The 16,719-nt window shown below is 55.0% G+C and carries 16 protein-coding genes; 8 read left to right on the forward strand and 8 right to left on the reverse strand.

The features are described 5' to 3' along the window. Positions 1-111 precede the first annotated feature (111 nt). On the forward strand, positions 112-1,380 hold the full coding sequence (rhlB, locus tag ACOT1A_RS09625; RefSeq protein WP_022646644.1) for an ATP-dependent RNA helicase RhlB: 1,269 nt from the start codon (positions 112-114) through the stop codon (positions 1,378-1,380). 6 nt (positions 1,381-1,386) lie between these two features. Next, positions 1,387-2,871 carry a guanosine-5'-triphosphate,3'-diphosphate diphosphatase gene (gene gppA / locus ACOT1A_RS09630; RefSeq protein WP_038416966.1) on the forward strand — a complete coding sequence of 495 codons (1,485 nt, stop codon included), beginning with the start codon at positions 1,387-1,389 and terminating at the stop codon, positions 2,869-2,871. Between the two features lie 52 nt (positions 2,872-2,923). On the opposite strand, the gene rep is transcribed toward gppA, so the two are convergent. Next, positions 2,924-4,948, reverse strand: coding sequence for a DNA helicase Rep (gene rep, locus ACOT1A_RS09635; RefSeq protein ID WP_022646642.1), 2,025 nt, complete (start codon positions 4,946-4,948; stop codon positions 2,924-2,926). Positions 4,949-5,033: 85 nt separating this feature from the next. Between rep and ppiC the strand changes: the two genes are divergently transcribed. Then, positions 5,034-5,315 (forward strand): peptidylprolyl isomerase PpiC, encoded by a 282-nt coding sequence (gene ppiC, locus ACOT1A_RS09640; RefSeq protein ID WP_006812396.1) that lies wholly within the window; start codon positions 5,034-5,036, stop codon positions 5,313-5,315. A 54-nt stretch (positions 5,316-5,369) separates the two neighbouring features. Here ppiC and cysE read toward each other — a convergent pair whose 3' ends face one another. From cysE to ACOT1A_RS09665, 5 genes are all read right to left on the reverse strand, one after another. Beyond that, on the reverse strand, positions 5,370-6,191 hold the full coding sequence (gene cysE / locus ACOT1A_RS09645) for a serine O-acetyltransferase (protein ID WP_022646641.1): 822 nt from the start codon (positions 6,189-6,191) through the stop codon (positions 5,370-5,372). Between the two features lie 75 nt (positions 6,192-6,266). Further along, a complete protein-coding gene (gene gpsA / locus ACOT1A_RS09650; protein WP_006812398.1) occupies positions 6,267-7,286 on the reverse strand; it encodes an NAD(P)H-dependent glycerol-3-phosphate dehydrogenase in 1,020 nt (339 codons plus the stop codon). Continuing rightward, positions 7,286-7,753: a protein-export chaperone SecB gene (gene secB / locus ACOT1A_RS09655; RefSeq protein ID WP_003860835.1), complete on the reverse strand. Its 468-nt coding sequence runs from the start codon at positions 7,751-7,753 to the stop codon at positions 7,286-7,288. Before secB ends, gpsA begins: the two co-directional genes overlap by 1 nt. Before the next feature lie 31 nt (positions 7,754-7,784). After that, positions 7,785-8,036 carry a glutaredoxin 3 gene (gene grxC, locus ACOT1A_RS09660; protein WP_003860837.1) on the reverse strand — a complete coding sequence of 84 codons (252 nt, stop codon included), beginning with the start codon at positions 8,034-8,036 and terminating at the stop codon, positions 7,785-7,787. 11 nt (positions 8,037-8,047) lie between these two features. Then, positions 8,048-8,479: a rhodanese-like domain-containing protein gene (locus ACOT1A_RS09665; RefSeq protein WP_003860840.1), complete on the reverse strand. Its 432-nt coding sequence runs from the start codon at positions 8,477-8,479 to the stop codon at positions 8,048-8,050. A 248-nt stretch (positions 8,480-8,727) separates the two neighbouring features. Here ACOT1A_RS09665 and gpmM point away from each other — a divergent pair, with 248 nt between their 5' ends. From gpmM to ACOT1A_RS09680, 3 genes are read left to right on the forward strand one after another with little or no spacing between them, the layout of a single operon-like run. Continuing rightward, positions 8,728-10,272: a 2,3-bisphosphoglycerate-independent phosphoglycerate mutase gene (gpmM, locus tag ACOT1A_RS09670; RefSeq protein ID WP_017383605.1), complete on the forward strand. Its 1,545-nt coding sequence runs from the start codon at positions 8,728-8,730 to the stop codon at positions 10,270-10,272. 33 nt (positions 10,273-10,305) lie between these two features. Further along, entirely contained in the window at positions 10,306-11,565 is a 1,260-nt protein-coding gene (gene envC / locus ACOT1A_RS09675; RefSeq protein WP_230259580.1) for a murein hydrolase activator EnvC, read from the forward strand. A gap of 3 nt (positions 11,566-11,568) precedes the next feature. Continuing rightward, the gene (locus tag ACOT1A_RS09680) at positions 11,569-12,501 is read left to right on the forward strand and encodes a divergent polysaccharide deacetylase family protein (RefSeq protein WP_063150581.1); all 933 of its coding nucleotides are present in this window, start codon (positions 11,569-11,571) and stop codon (positions 12,499-12,501) included. 11 nt (positions 12,502-12,512) lie between these two features. On the opposite strand, the gene ACOT1A_RS09685 is transcribed toward ACOT1A_RS09680, so the two are convergent. Further along, entirely contained in the window at positions 12,513-13,313 is an 801-nt protein-coding gene (locus tag ACOT1A_RS09685; protein ID WP_276169989.1) for a glycosyltransferase family 2 protein, read from the reverse strand. 206 nt (positions 13,314-13,519) lie between these two features. Here ACOT1A_RS09685 and ACOT1A_RS09690 point away from each other — a divergent pair, with 206 nt between their 5' ends. Both ACOT1A_RS09690 and ACOT1A_RS09695 read left to right on the forward strand, forming a co-directional pair. After that, positions 13,520-14,725 (forward strand): glycosyltransferase, encoded by a 1,206-nt coding sequence (locus tag ACOT1A_RS09690; RefSeq protein WP_276169988.1) that lies wholly within the window; start codon positions 13,520-13,522, stop codon positions 14,723-14,725. 15 nt (positions 14,726-14,740) lie between these two features. After that, on the forward strand, positions 14,741-15,655 hold the full coding sequence (locus ACOT1A_RS09695; RefSeq protein WP_023305215.1) for a hypothetical protein: 915 nt from the start codon (positions 14,741-14,743) through the stop codon (positions 15,653-15,655). 26 nt (positions 15,656-15,681) lie between these two features. On the opposite strand, the gene tdh is transcribed toward ACOT1A_RS09695, so the two are convergent. Continuing rightward, positions 15,682-16,710, reverse strand: coding sequence for an L-threonine 3-dehydrogenase (gene tdh, locus ACOT1A_RS09700; RefSeq protein WP_017383610.1), 1,029 nt, complete (start codon positions 16,708-16,710; stop codon positions 15,682-15,684). Positions 16,711-16,719: the final 9 nt, after the last annotated feature.

Here is a 16,719-nt window from a genome sequence, read left to right on the forward strand (position 1 = left end):
GTTTTGTCTCCACCAACGACGTGTTGATGTCGCATTAACCAACTAAAGGTTGACTTTATTTCACCGGATACGCTTTCGTAAAGCAATAGTAAGCTGATATTCTACCACACTATGAGCAAAACACATTTAACAGAACAGAAGTTTTCCGACTTCGCCCTGCACCCAAAGGTGATCGAAGCCCTTGAAACTAAAGGGTTTCATAACTGCACGCCCATTCAGGCTCTCGCCCTGCCGCTGACGCTGGCCGGTCGTGATGTTGCAGGGCAGGCGCAAACCGGTACTGGCAAAACGATGGCGTTTTTAACGTCAACGTTTCATTATTTACTTTCTCACCCAGCGATTGCAGACCGCAAAGTTAACCAGCCGCGCGCGCTAATTATGGCCCCGACGCGAGAACTGGCGGTACAGATCCACGCAGACGCTGAGCCCCTGGCGCAAGCCACTGGCCTGAAACTTGGCCTGGCCTATGGCGGCGACGGCTACGATAAACAGCTGAAAGTGCTGGAAAGCGGCGTGGATATCCTGATTGGGACCACAGGCCGTCTTATCGACTACGCTAAACAGAACCATATCAACCTCGGCGCAATCCAGGTCGTGGTGCTGGATGAAGCAGACCGCATGTACGATCTGGGCTTCATTAAAGACATCCGCTGGCTGTTCCGCCGTATGCCTGCGGCAAACCAGCGTCTGAACATGCTGTTCTCCGCAACCCTTTCATACCGCGTACGTGAACTCGCATTCGAGCAGATGAACAATGCGGAATATGTGGAAGTAGAACCGGAGCAGAAAACCGGGCACCGCATTAAAGAAGAGCTCTTCTATCCTTCTAATGAAGAGAAAATGCGCCTGCTACAAACCCTGATCGAAGAAGAGTGGCCGGATCGCGCGATCATCTTCGCGAACACCAAACACCGCTGTGAAGATATCTGGGGCCACCTGGCGGCAGATGGTCACCGTGTGGGCCTGCTGACCGGCGACGTGGCGCAGAAAAAACGCCTGCGCATTCTCGACGAATTTACTCGTGGCGACCTTGATATTCTGGTCGCGACCGACGTGGCGGCCCGTGGCCTGCACATTCCAGCCGTGACGCACGTCTTTAACTATGACCTGCCAGATGACTGTGAAGACTATGTACACCGTATCGGTCGTACCGGTCGTGCCGGCGCAAGCGGTCACTCCATCAGCCTTGCATGTGAAGAGTATGCGCTGAACCTTCCGGCCATTGAGACCTATATCGGTCACTCTATTCCACAGAGTAAATACAATCCGGACGCGCTGATGAGCGAACTGCCGCCACCTAAGCGCCTTACCCGTCCACGTACCGGTAATGGCCCGCGTCGTTCCGGCGGTGCGCCGCGTAATCGTCGTCGTTCAGGTTAAAAAATGATGCTCAGTTCCACCTCGCTCTATGCGGCAATTGATCTCGGTTCGAATAGTTTTCATATGCTGGTTGTACGCGAGGTGGCGGGAAGCATACAGACGCTGACGCGCATCAAGCGCAAGGTCCGCCTGGCGGCGGGCCTGAGCAGCGATAATCACCTCTCTCCCGAAGCCATGGAACGTGGCTGGCAGTGTCTGCGCCTCTTTGCAGAGCGTCTGCAGGACATACCGCATGCCCAAATCCGCGTTGTCGCGACCGCGACGCTCCGTCTGGCGGTTAATGCCGTCGATTTTATTGCCAAAGCGCAGGAAATTCTCGGCTGCCCGGTGCAAGTCATCAGCGGTGAAGAAGAAGCGCGTCTGATATATCAGGGCGTGGCGCACACTACCGGGGGCGACGATCGCCGTCTGGTGGTGGATATTGGCGGAGCGAGTACTGAACTGGTGACCGGCACGGGTGCCCAGGCGACCTCGCTGTTCAGTCTGTCGATGGGCTGCGTAACCTGGCTTGAGCGCTACTTTACTGACCGCAATCTCGCGCAAGAAAACTTCGACGAGGCTGAAAATGCCGCGCGTGAAGTGCTGCGTCCGGTCATGGACGAACTGCGCTACCACGGCTGGAAAGTGTGTGTTGGGGCGTCAGGAACTGTACAGGCGTTGCAGGAAATCATGATGGCGCAGGGGATGGATGAGCGGATCACGCTTGCTAAACTCCAGCAGCTTAAACAGCGCGCCATTCAATGTGGTCGTCTGGAAGAGCTGGAAATTGAAGGGCTGACGCTCGAACGTGCGCTGGTCTTCCCCAGCGGGCTAGCCATTCTCATCGCCATTTTCACCGAGCTAAACATCCAGTGCATGACCCTGGCAGGCGGCGCACTGCGCGAAGGTCTGGTCTATGGGATGCTGCATCTTTCGGTGGATCAGGACATTCGAAGCCGTACGCTACGTAACGTCCAGCGCCGCTTTATTGTGGATACCGATCAGGCGCAGCGAGTGGGCCAACTGGCATCGCTCTTTGCGGATCAGGTTAAACCACGTTGGGATATCGAACCGTTAAGCCGCGATTTGCTGCTAAGTGCGTGTGCGTTGCATGAAATTGGGCTTAGCGTTGAGTACAAACAAGCGCCGCTACACGCAGCCTGGCTGGTGCGTAATCTCGATTTGCCGGGCTACACTCCCGCGCAGAAAAAATTGCTCGCGACCCTGCTGCTGAATCAAACCAACGCCGTTGACCTCTCTTCACTTCATCAGCAAAACGCTGTACCGCCGCGCGTGGCCGAACATCTCTGCCGCTTACTTCGTCTGGCGATTCTGTTTGCCAGCCGGCGTCGCGACGATCTCCTCCCGGCCATTACGCTGGTGGCAGACGATGAAAAACTGACGCTGACGCTGCCGGAAAATTGGCTAGAAGATCATCCGCTTGGAGCAGAGTTGATCGAGCAGGAGTGCCAGTGGCAGAGCTATGTGCACTGGGCGCTTGATGTGAAGTGACCCTTTGAAGCGTGCCGGGGGGCGGCTTCGCCTTACCCGGCCTACAAAATTGTTATCCTTTCTCTTTGGCTTTCGCCAGCATGGCGCGTATGTTCGCCACGTTGGCTTGACCCTTGTGCATCCGCTCTTCAGCGGTAATAGCTTTACGCTCCTGCTCCCAGATAAGATCGTCCTGAGGCAACTCCAGCAGGAAACGGCTCGGCTCCGGGCGCACCAGCTCACCATACTGTCGGCGCTCTTTGCACAGCGTAAACGTCAGCTCTTTCTGCGCACGGGTGATCCCCACGTAGGCCAGACGGCGCTCTTCGTCGACGTTATCTTCATCAATGCTGCTCTGGTGCGGCAGCAGGCCCTCTTCCATCCCCACCAGATAGACATACGGGAACTCCAGCCCTTTCGAGGCATGCAACGTCATCAGCTGGACCTGATCGGCTTCTTCTTCACTCTCGCCGCGCTCCATCATATCGCGCAGCGTGAACCGGGTGACCACCTGCGTCAGGGTCATCGGCTCGTCAATCTCAGATCCTTCAAGCATTTCGGTCATCCAGCTGAAGAGCTGGTTAACGTTTTTCATGCGCATTTCTGCCGCTTTCGGGCTGGCGGAGGTTTCATACAACCAGGATTCGTAATCAATGCCGTGGATCAGATCGCGTACTGCCGCCACGGGCTCGCGCTCTGCCAGACGCTGCACCTCACCCAGCCAGTGGGTAAAGCGGGTTAAGGCGTCATAGCCGCGCCCGGTCAGGGTCTGGCTCAGCCCCATATCGAAGCTGGCGGTGAACAGACTTTTGTTGCGGGTCATCGCCCATTCACCCAGCTTTTGCAGCGTCGCAGAGCCAATCTCGCGCTTCGGCGTATTTACAATGCGCAGGAAAGCGCTGTCGTCATCCGGGTTGGTCAGCACGCGCAGATAAGCCAGCAGATCCTTGATTTCCGGACGCGAAAAGAACGACGTACCGCCGGAGATTTTGTAGGGGATGCGGTTCTGCATCAGCATCTTTTCAAAGACGCGCGACTGGTGGTTTCCGCGATAGAGGATCGCGTAATCCTTGTATTCAGTTTTGTTGACGAAGTGATGGGCAATCAGCTCGCCGGTTACGCGCTCCGCTTCGTGCTCTTCGTTATTGGCGCTAAGGACTTTCAGCTCGGTCCCGTAACCCAGTTCAGAGAACAGGCGCTTCTCAAAGACGTGCGGGTTGTTGGCAATCAGGATGTTCGCCGCCTTCAGGATACGCCCGGAAGAACGGTAGTTCTGCTCCAGTTTAATCACCTGCAACGCCGGGAAGTCTTTGCTCAGCAGCACCAGGTTTTGCGGACGTGCGCCACGCCAGGAGTAAATCGACTGATCGTCATCACCTACGACGGTAAAACGCGCGCGCTGTCCTACCAGCAGCTTCACCAGCTCGTACTGGCTGGTGTTGGTATCCTGGTATTCATCCACCAGCAGGTAACGAATTTTGTTCTGCCAGCGCTCGCGCACCTCTTCATTCCGCTGAAGCAGCAGCGTCGGCAGCAGGATCAGATCGTCGAAATCCAGTACGTTGCAGGCTTTCATATGCGCGTCGTACAGGCCATAGCAGTGGGCAAAGATGCGGTCACGCTCGCCTTTGGCACTTGCCGCTGCCTGGGCCGGCGTCATCAGATCGTTTTTCCAGTTCGAGATCGTTGAGATCAGCTGTTGCAACAGCACTTTGTCATCTTCGATCAGCCCTTCCGTCAGCTCTTTGAGCAGCGCCACCTGGTCGGTGTCATCAAAGAGCGAAAAGTTGGACTTCATTCCCAGCGCCGCGTATTCGCGCTTGATGATATCCAGACCCAGCGTATGGAAGGTGGAGATCATCAGCCCGCGCGCCTCTTTACGGCCCAGCGTCTGGCCGACGCGCTCTTTCATCTCACGCGCCGCTTTGTTGGTAAAGGTGACCGCCGCGATATGGCGCGCCTGGTATCCACAACCCCGAATTAAGTGGGCGATTTTGTTGGTGATCACGCGTGTTTTACCGGATCCCGCTCCCGCCAGCACCAGGCAGGGTCCGGTGACGAATTCGACAGCTTGTTGTTGTCCGGGGTTTAAACGCATAAATGATCACTCAATGAAAGTCGGGAGAGGAGGAAAAACGCGTGGTAGTATACCGATCGTAAACTCGTTGACTCAAGGCACGATCATGGCAAAAACAGCAGCAGCACTGCATATCCTTGTTAAAGAAGAAAAACTGGCACAGGATCTGCTCGAACAGATTAAAAACGGCGCCGACTTCGGCAAACTGGCGAAGAAACACTCGATTTGCCCGTCAGGCAAACGCGGTGGTGACTTAGGCGAGTTCCGCCAGGGCCAGATGGTTCCGGCGTTTGATAAAGTGGTCTTCTCCTGCCCGGTGCTGGAGCCAACCGGCCCACTGCATACGCAGTTCGGCTATCACATTATCAAAGTGTTATACCGCAACTAATCAAAAGCCCGGTGCATTAACTCACCGGGCTTTTTTATTTGAGTGTTCCAGCGTTCAGATACCGTCGCCGTATTCGAAGGTGTGGTGAATACCGTTAAAGTGCTGATCCATATCCATCGACGGTTTATCGCTGTCTGGCTTACCGACGATGCGCGCCGGGACGCCAGCGGCGGTGGTGTGCGGCGGTACAGGCTGGAGCACAACCGATCCCGCGCCAATCTTTGCGCCGCGTCCGACTTCAATATTGCCAAGGATTTTAGCACCCGCGCCGATCATCACCCCTTCACGAATTTTCGGATGGCGATCGCCGCTGGTTTTACCTGTACCGCCCAGCGTAACGGATTGCAGAATCGACACGTCATCTTCGATCACCGCCGTTTCACCGACAACAATGCCGGTGGCGTGATCGAGCATGATCCCGCGGCCAATTTTCGCCGCCGGGTGAATATCGACCTGGAAGGTCACGGAAACCTGGTTTTGCAGGAAGATGGCCAGCGCGCGGCGTCCCTCATTCCATAACCAGTGGCCGATGCGGTACGCCTGTAAGGCGTGGAAGCCTTTGAGATACAGCAGCGGCGTGGAGTATTTATCCACCGCCGGGTCACGCGTGCGCACGGCCTGAATATCGCAGGCGGCAGAAGCAATCATTTCCGGATCGGCAGCGTAGGCCTCTTCCACCACCTCGCGAATAGCGATAGCAGGCATGATAGGGGAAGCCAGTTTATTGGCGAGCATGTAGCTCAGGGCGCTGCCGAGATTTTCGTGCTTGAGTAGCGTCGCGTGATAAAAACTGGCCAGCATGGGCTCACAGTCGGCCAACGCTCGGGCTTCGGCTTTAATATTATTCCAGACGATATCCAGTTCTTCACACGGCATTGCTTGCTCCAGACGATAGTTAATGACCAGCCAGTTCTGCGCTGGCTGGGTCATTCAGGTGACGATACTTCCCGGCTAATTGCTGCTGCGCTCGTCCTTGCGCGCACGACCTAATAAGGTCAATGCTGCCTCGCGCGCATTTTTTCCGCAATACAATACCTGATAAATTTCCTCGGTTATTGGCATTTCGACACCGAAACGGTGCGCCAATTCGCGAACTTCTTTGGTATTGCGATAGCCTTCAACCACCTGACCAATCTTCTCCTGCGCGCTTTTTACATCGCTGCCCTGTCCGAGCATCATGCCAAAGCGGCGGTTACGCGACTGGTTGTCGGTGCAGGTCAGCACCAGATCGCCCAGCCCAGCCATTCCCATAAAGGTGGCCGGATCGGCGCCCAGCGCTTCGCCCAGGCGTGACATTTCGGTCAGGCCACGGGTGATCAGCGCCGTACGCGCATTCGCGCCGAAGCCGATGCCGTCAGACATCCCGGCCCCGATGGCAATGACGTTCTTCACCGCACCGCCCAGCTGTACGCCGATAAAATCAGGGTTGCTGTACACGCGGAAGCTTTTGCCGCAGTGCAGCAGTTGCTGAAGATCGTCGGAAAATGCCTGGTCGGTGGACGCCAGCGAGATCGCCGTCGGCAAGCCCGCAGCCAGCTCTTTGGCGAATGTCGGCCCGGAGATCACCGCCAGCGGGATCGCTGTTCCCAACGCTTCGCGGGCAACGTCCTGCAACAGACGTCCGGTTTCCGCTTCCAGCCCTTTCGTCGCCCACACAATACGCGCATCCGCACGCATCAGCGGCTTAATCTGACGCAGGACTTCGCCAAACACATGGCTTGGCACCACAATCAAAATATTGCGGCTGGCCGCCAGCGCGGTCGCGAGGTCGCTTTCCAGATACAGTGAGTCAGGGAACGGAACGTCCGGGAGAAACGCCACGTTGCAGCGGTCGTGTTGCAACGTCGCGATATGTTTTGGATCGTGGCCCCACAGGACCACGTCGTGACCATTTCTTGCCAGTGTGATGGCAAGAGCGGTGCCGTAAGAGCCGGCACCGATCACAGTCATTGACGCATTAACAGTGCTCATCAGGCATCCTGATGTTGTTCGGCACCTTCGCCAGCCTGCTGCTGTAGATAGTTCATAAACAGCGCATCAAAGTTGACTGGCGCAAGGTTCAGTTGCGGGAATGTACCGCGAGAAACCAGGCTGGTGATGCATTCACGCGCATACGGGAACAGGATGTTCGGGCAGTATGCACCCAGGCAATGCGCCATCTGGTTACCTTCGATGCCGCCGATAGAGAAGATACCGCCCTGCTGGACTTCGCACAGGAATGCAGTTTCTTCGCCCAGGGAGGCGGTCACGGTGACACGCAGTACGACTTCATACACGTCATCCGCCAGTTGGGTGGATGCGGTATCCAGATCAAGTTTAACCTCTGGCTGCCAGTCTTTCTGGAAAACGTGCGGCGCATTTGGCGCTTCGAAAGAGACATCCTTGGTGTAGATGCGCTGGATCTGGAAAGTCATCTCGGTGTTGTTTTGTTCTGACATGGAAAAACCCTTTTTAATTGTCCTAAAGTCTCTAGCTCAGCAGCGGATCGAGTCCACCGCGGGCGTCGAGCGCATACAAGTCATCACAGCCGCCAATGTGCTGCGCATCAATAAAAATCTGTGGAACCGTTGTGCGACCACTGCGTTGGATCATCTCTTCGCGTTTAATCGCGTCACCATCAATCGGCAGTTCCTTAAACGTTACGCCTTTGCTGGACAGCAGCGCTTTCGCTCGGTGGCAGAACGGGCACGTTGCTTTGGTGTAGATCTCAATATTGGCCATCACTTAACTCCTTATTTACCGCGCACTAAAGGAAGATTCTCCCCGCTCCAGCCGGAGATGCCTTCTTTCAGCACCGTTACGTTTTCAAAGCCTGCTTTATGCAGTGCGTTGGCAGATTCCTGCGCCTGCATGCCAGTGCCGTCAACAACAATAATCGGCTGGGCTTTATGCTTCTCCAGCTCACCAATGTTGTTCGCTTTAATTTCCGCTGGCAGCAGGTTGATAGCACCTGCAATATGGCCCTTGCGGAAATCGTCGCGCTGACGCAGATCGACAACCACGGCGTCCTCTTTGTTGATCAGACGTGTCGCTTCACCGCGGGTGATCACCTTAATTTTAGACGTCAGTCCCTTAAATGTGGTGAACAGTACAGCGACCAGCAGGCCAATCCACGCGATGCTCAGAACCGGGTGGCGGCTAACGAATTGCATAATTTCTTGCATGGGGGGTAACAACTCCCGACTAAGTGATTAAAAAAACCAGGACAGGAGTATACCTGTGCGCTGTGGCAAATACAGCCAGCGACATAAAGCTAATCTATTTTCTGCGGCATGCCACGTAAAAAAAGCCTCAAAATGGCCTGAGAACAGCCTTGCCCCCGCGCTTTCTTTGATCTTCTGCGGCTATTTTATCGATTCAGCTGTAGTAAAATTACGCAAATTTTTTGTCTCTTGAGCATGAGGTTGTCGCAATGTCGGTTTCTAAAAAACCTATGGTACTGGTGATTCTGGATGGCTATGGCTACCGTGAAGATCAACAGGATAACGCCATTTTCAACGCCAAAACCCCGGTTATGGATGCGCTATGGGCAAAACGTCCCCACACCCTGATTGATGCGTCTGGTCTGGAAGTCGGCCTGCCGGATCGTCAGATGGGCAACTCTGAAGTGGGTCACGTTAACCTGGGCGCAGGCCGTATCGTTTATCAGGACCTGACGCGCCTGGACGTTGAAATCAAAGAACGTACATTCTTTGCCAACCCAACGCTCACCGGAGCGGTTGATAAAGCCGTTGCCGCAGGCAAGGCCGTGCACATTATGGGCCTGCTCTCTGCAGGCGGCGTGCACAGCCACGAAGATCACATCATGGCGATGGTAGAGCTGGCCGCTGAGCGCGGTGCGGAAAAAATCTATCTGCACGCCTTCCTGGATGGTCGCGATACGCCGCCACGCAGCGCAAAAGGTTCTCTGAAAGCCTTTGAAGATAAATTTGCCGCACTGGGCAAAGGCCGCGTGGCATCCATCGTTGGTCGTTACTATGCCATGGACCGCGACAACCGCTGGGACCGCGTTGAGCAAGCCTATGATCTGCTGACCCTGGCAAAAGGCGAGTTCCAGTTCCCGACCGCCGTTGAAGGCCTGGAAGCGGCTTACGCGCGTGATGAAAACGACGAATTTGTGAAGGCAACCGTGATCCGCGCTGAAGGCCAGGCCGATGCCGCTATGGAAGATGGCGATGCGCTGATCTTCATGAACTTCCGTGCTGACCGCGCGCGCGAAATCACCCGCGCCTTCGTCAACAGCGATTTCGACGGTTTCGCCCGTAAGAAAGTGGCGAAGATCGATTTCATCCAGTTGACCGAGTATGCAGCGGATATCAAAGCCCCATGCGCGTATCCACCCGCTTCCCTGGAAAATACCTTCGGCGAGTGGATGGCGAAAAACGATAAAACGCAGCTGCGCATCTCCGAAACTGAGAAGTATGCGCACGTGACCTTCTTCTTTAACGGCGGCGTAGAAGAGCCGTTTAAAGGCGAAGACCGCATCCTGATTAACTCGCCGAAAGTCGCCACTTACGATCTCCAGCCAGAAATGAGCTCTGCGGAGCTGACCGAAAAACTGGTGGCCGCGATCGAAAGCGGTAAATACGACACCATCATCTGTAACTATCCGAATGGCGACATGGTGGGCCACACCGGCGTGATGGAAGCTGCCGTTAAAGCGGTTGAAGCGCTGGACCACTGCGTTGAGCAGGTCGCGAAAGCGGTTGAATCCGTGGGCGGCCAGCTGCTGATCACCGCTGACCACGGTAACGCAGAACAGATGCGTGACCCGGCAACCGGTCAGGCGCATACCGCCCATACCAACCTGCCTGTTCCACTGATTTATGTAGGTGATAAGTCAGTGAAAGCAGTGGAAGGCGGCAAGCTTTCCGACATCGCGCCAACCATGTTGTCGCTGATGGGTATGGAAATCCCTGAAGAGATGACTGGCAAGCCGCTGTTCATCGTGGAATAATCGCTCCCCATGAGGGGAAAGGCGATTTTTTCAATCACATGGGTCGTGAAGCCGTTTCGGTTATCAGTCAGACCTCTGCTTTGCGCCAGCGCACTCAGCGCTGGCGTATTGCTGTGCGCCGCATCTGCCCACGCGGATGACCGCGACCAGCTCAAATCCATTCAGGCCGATATCGCCGCCAAAGAGCGTGTGGTACGCCAGCAGCAGCAGCAGCGCTCTGCCCTGCTTGCCCAGCTTAAAAAGCAGGAAGAGGCTATTTCCGCCGCCGCGCGTAAGCTGCGTGAAACACAAAACACCCTTGCCCAGCTTAATAAGCAAATCGATGAAATGAACGCATCGATTGCGAAACTGGAGCGTCAGCGCGATGCCCAGGAGCGGAACCTTGCTGCACAGCTTGATGCCGCTTTCCGCCAGGGTGAGCACACAGGCCTTCAGTTGATCCTCAGCGGTGAAGAGAGCCAGCGCGGTCAGCGTTTACAGGCCTATTTCGGCTATCTCAACCAGGCTCGTCAGGAGACCATTGCGCAGCTGAAACAGACGCGCGAAGAAGTCACCACGCAAAAAGCCGAGCTGGAAGAGAAGCAGAGCCAGCAGCAAACGCTGCTCTACGATCAGCAGGCGCAGCAGGAGAAGCTTGAGCAGGCGCGCAATGAGCGTAAGAAGACGCTCGCCGGGCTGGAGTCCTCTATCCAGGCAGGACAAAGCCAACTGAGCGAAATGCGCGCCAACGAATCCAGACTGCGTAACAGCATTGCCCGGGCAGAAGCCGCGGCCAAAGCGCGCGCCGAAAAAGAAGCGCGCGAAGCGCAGGCGGTGCGTAATAAGCAGCAGGAAGCCTCCCGGAAAGGCACCACCTACAAACCGACTGAAAATGAACGTTCCCTGATGTCGCGTACCGGCGGCCTCGGCTCCCCGCGTGGTCAGGCTTACTGGCCCGTTCGCGGTACGATCCTGCATCGCTATGGCGAACAGTTGCAGGGTGAGCTACGTTGGAAGGGGATCGTTATCGGTGCGTCTGAAGGTAGCGAAGTGAAAGCCATCGCCGATGGCCGCGTGATCCTGGCCGACTGGCTACAGGGTTACGGGCTCGTGGTGGTGGTCGAGCACGGTAAAGGCGACATGAGTCTTTACGGCTACAACCAGAGCGCGCTGGTCAGCGTTGGCACTCAGGTGCGCGCGGGTCAACCCATTGCCCTTGTGGGCAGCAGTGGCGGTCAGGGCCGCCCGTCACTCTATTTCGAAATTCGTCGTCAGGGTCAGGCGGTCAATCCACAGCCGTGGTTGGGAAGATAAGTTTTGCTTCAATTTCGTCGAATTGTTTTTTCCGTCGTCAGCGCACTGGCGCTGGCTGCACCGGTTTATGCAGGCAAACTCGCGATTGTGATTGATGACTTCGGTTATCGACCACACTATGAAAATCAGGTGCTGGCGATGCCGTCAGCCATCTCTGTCGCCGTCCTGCCTAATGCGCCTCACGCGCATGAAATGGCGACCAAAGCGCACAATGGCGGCCATCAGGTTCTCATCCATCTGCCGATGGCCCCTCTCAGCAAGCAGCCGCTGGAAAAAGATACCCTGCGTCCGGACATGAGCAGCGACGAGATCGATCGGATCATCCGCGATGCGTACAATAAAGTGCCGTATGCCGTGGGTCTGAATAACCATATGGGCAGCGCGATGACCTCCAGCCTGTACGGTATGCTGAAAGTGATGCAGGCCCTGGAGCGTTACAATCTCTACTTCCTCGACAGCATGACCATCGGCAATAGCCAGGCGATGCGTGCCGCTCAGGGGACGGGTGTAAAAGTCATCAAGCGCAAAGTCTTCCTGGACGACTCCCAGAACGAAGCGGATATCCGCGTGCAGTTCAACCGCGCGGTACAGCTGGCGCGCCGTAACGGTTCGGCGATTGCCATTGGGCATCCGCATCCGTCTACCGTTCGCGTTTTGCAGCAAATGTTGCCGGGCTTACCCGCCGATATCACGCTGGTACGTCCGAGCGATCTGCTCAATGAACCTCAGGTGGATACTTCCCGTCCGGGTAGCGCGCAACCACCCACAACGCAGCCGCGTAATCCATTCCGCGGCGTGAAGAACTGCTCGCTGAAACAGCCGCCTGAACCGGTCTATGCAACCCGCTTCTTCACGGTGATTGGCGAAAGCATCAGCAGCAGTACGCTGGTTAAATACGTCCAGCAACAGTGGCAGGGTTGGGGGAAAAAAGCCTGATCGGCTAACGCCTATTCTGCCAGATAAGAGTCCGACTGCTCTTTTGCAACGGACTCTTTCTTTTCTCGATCCTGATACCAGGCCTTGAAATACTTCAAAAAACTGTACGCCGTGGCATAAAACCCTGTCACCACACCCACTTTGCCCTGACGCCACGCACCGCTAAACAGATACCATTTGAAAAATGCGCCGATAGCGCTGATCGCGCCGCGACCAAGAGAGGGACGTATCGTCTGATATTGAACCAGGCGAGTGGTATATCCGTTTAATTTATTGAAAAGTTCATTTAGTGAATAAAACGTATCATGTCTGACATAGCCAGGAATACGTTCAGAACGGAGAAAACCTTCAACCTGATCGTCTACTGGCCGGTTATTAAATCGCGACTGCGTACGGTTAAAAAGACGCACCGGATAATCCGGAGATGAGACTGGATAAATCGTTCGGACATTTTCTCCCAGAACAAACCAGTGACGACATATCCGCCACGCCATATCCGGTTCGGGTTCATCGCCCATTTTTAATTTTAAAATAGCACCAACGGTTTCTTGATCGAGTATTTCGTCACTGTCCATGCACAGCACCCAGTCGTTGTGCGCATGGGATACGGCATGATTCATCTGCTCGCCGTGCCAGCTGTATTTTTTGAATATGGGCGACAATCCATAACTCTGGCAAATATATATCGTTGCGTCTGTACTGCCGGAATCAACTACAACGAATTCATCCGCTATTTTTAAAAGAGGAGGAATAACATCGTGCAACGTTCTTTCGGAGTTAAACGTTAATAAGCAAACCGTTATTTTAAACATATTCTCACTCTCTCAAAAACAACATAAATTTTTTGCGCTAATACTATCGAATTGAGAAGAGGCGATTAAAGTCTTAAATCGCACTTTTAAAATAAGCGCGTTTAAAACCTTTCCTTATAAAAAGACAAAGAAATACAAAAAATCTATTTTATTTCAGTAAATTCTTTATAATGCGGTCAGATGAAGGGTAGCATACGGATTCAGACATGCCGCAAAAACGTAAAATCCTCCTCCTGGACACAGGCAAAGAATGGGGGGGAGGTACCAACAGTATGCTTGAGCTTCTGAAGCGAATCAACCGCGACAAATTCGACATTACCTGTTGTTTTTACAGTGATTATAGTCGTGCTGAAGGTCAAACGATAGGCCAGGTGCTCAACAGCATTGGGATCCCATTACTCGTTATCCCTCAACGTAAGCAACCGGCATGGGCAAAACTCCTGAAAGAAGCGGGACGTGGTCTGCTGTTTTTCTCGCGTTCGGCGCGCAAAGCATTTACGCGGCATATTGATACCCTGTGGCGTATCCGGCCCAACGTCAGCAAGATCGAGACCATTTTCAGGGAAGGTGGATTCGATACGCTGTATATGAACAACCAGCCAGGCTCTAATGAAGAAGGGTATCTGGCGGGCGCAAACCTGCGTGCACGGATAATCCAGCACTGCCGGATTGAACCAGTGCTGACCCCGCCGCTGGTGAAGCTGGTGAATGCCCATGCCACAAAAATCATTGCCGTCTCGCACGGCGTTGAACGCGTGCTACTTCAGCATGGCGTCCGGCCAGAGCTGTGTACCACGGTCAACAATGCCATCGACATCCATCAGCCTTTGCCGGACCGATGCGCGATGCGCCAGCGACTGAATATTGAAGACGATACGTTTGTATTCGGCAGCATTGGCTCGTTAATCCCTCGTAAGGCCAACCACCACACGCTGGAGGCGCTGGCACAGTTCAGCCAGAGACACCCGCAGGCAAAATGGAAAATGGTGCTGGTCGGTGAAGGGGCTGAACGCGGCGCGCTGGCTGCACAAGCTGATGCATCAGGTATTGCTGAGCACGTCATTTTTACCGGTTTCCAGAACACGCCTTTTGACTATCTCGCCACTTTTGACGCGTTCATTCTGGCCTCGCAGAGCGAAGGCTTGCCCCGCGTCGTGCTGGAATCAATGCTGCTCAACATCCCCGTGATTGGTTCAAAAGTGACCGGCACGGCAGAATTGATCGACCATGAGTCGACCGGGCTGCTGTTCCCCTGGAGCGACGTGTCGCAACTTGCTCAACATCTGGATAATATCTGGCAGGATCCTGCTCTGCGCGCCCGGCTCGCCGCAGCCGCGCACCAGAATGTCTGCAACATGTATGCCATTGAAAGCTATGTTAACGGTGTCGAGGCCGTTCTTGGCGCGCAATAACCAAACGAGAAGAACATGTTTAAATTCCTGAATGCTCGCTACCGCCACATTACCGGGCGTCATAACATTCCTTACGCTTCCCTTCCGGTCACGCGCGATCTCGTTGCGGTTGATTCCATTGTGATCCCGTGTACGGGCGCGGATTTCGTCGAAGAGGCGTTATTGTCAGCGACCTTTGCAGAGCGTTATGCCTCTGACGTCAGCGAGATTGTTATCGTCAGCGATCAGCCTGAATCCGCTTTCGGCGAACTGCCGCCAAAAACCCGCGTTGTTACCCTCACGCTTCCAAAACGTGAAGAAGGTTACCGCTATAAGCAGATCTACCTCAGTCGTCTGGTGAAGCTTAACGCTCCGTTGCAGGCGCGCGGTGAAGGTGTGCTGATGATCGACTCCGATCTCAACCTGCTTAAAATGCCAGAGATCAACATGGCGGATATGCACATCTACTCCAGCTTCCGTCAGGGCAAAATGATTGCCAAGCTGGACGGTGCGCCAGCGGAGAAAGTGCCGGCGTATTACAAAGAAACGGTGCGCCCGTATCTGGTCGATCACGTTAACGGCGCGTTTCTTGCCGCCACCAAAAAGACCTGGCGCCGTATCTGCCCGCTGTGGCTGACGCTGTTCCAGGATACCTGGGAGCTGATGGACGATACGCAGCCGCCGACCGATCAGCTGCCGCTCGCTGCGCTGCTGGACATGCTGGATGTCAAAACGGTTAACCTGGGCGACTGGATGAACTGGCCGGTCTCCAAGAAGATCGGCGGACAGGAAGCCGTTGTGCCGAAAGAGGTGATTGGCGCGCACGGCGGTTTCCCGCTTTCCGAATGGCAGAAGTATCTGGAATCACCGGATAATAAGCTGCTGTTCAAAGGTCAGGATTACACCCGCAAGGTGCGTTACCTGACGGACGAAGAGAAAAAGAATCAGTAAAAAAGGGGCCTCAGGCCCCTTTTTGATTACTTATCCCAGCTCAGGATCACTTTCCCTGACTGGCCGGAACGCATTGCGTCGAAGCCCTGCTGGAACTCATCGATGGAGAAACGGTGAGTGATAATCGGGGACAGATCCAGACCGGACTGGATCAGCGCAGCCATCTTGTACCAGGTTTCGAACATCTCGCGGCCATAAATGCCCTTAATGAACAGCCCTTTGAAGATGACTTTGTTCCAGTCGATGGACATATCTGACGGCGGAATACCCAGCATCGCGATTCGGCCTCCGTGGTTCATGGTGTCGAGCATGGTGCGGAACGCCGGTGGCGCGCCGGACATCTCCAGACCCACGTCAAAACCTTCGGTCATGCCCAGCTCTTCCATCACGTCTGTCAGGCTCTCTTTCGAGACATCCACCGCGCGGGTGACGCCCATTTTGCGCGCCAGCGACAGGCGGTATTCGTTCACGTCGGTGATCACCACGTTGCGCGCACCCACATGCTTCGCCACGGCTGCCGCCATAATGCCGATTGGGCCCGCGCCGGAGACCAGCACGTCTTCACCCACCAGGTCGAAGGAGAGCGCCGTGTGTACCGCGTTGCCGAACGGGTCGAAGATGGAGGCCAGGTCGTCAGAGATATTGTCCGGGATTTTGAACGCGTTAAACGCCGGGATCACCAGGTATTCCGCGAAGCAGCCCGGACGGTTCACGCCCACGCCGACGGTGTTGCGGCACAGGTGCGTACGCCCACCGCGACAGTTGCGGCAGTGACCGCAGGTAATGTGGCCTTCACCGGAGACACGGTCGCCAATGTTGAAGCCTTTCACTTCCTGGCCAATGCCGACCACTTCGCCGACATATTCGTGGCCGACAACCATTGGCACGGGAATGGTTTTTTGCGACCACTGGTCCCAGTTGTAGATGTGAACGTCAGTACCGCAGATGGCGGTTTTACGAATTTTGATCAGCAGATCGTTATGACCGACTTCCGGCTCCGGCACGTCGGTCATCCAAATCCCTTCTTCCGCTTTCAGTTTGGATAACGCTTTCATCACACGTCC

This window comes from Enterobacter cloacae complex sp. SYL003 (genome assembly GCF_049236925.1).
GTDB classification, from domain to species: domain Bacteria; phylum Pseudomonadota; class Gammaproteobacteria; order Enterobacterales; family Enterobacteriaceae; genus Enterobacter; species Enterobacter intestinihominis.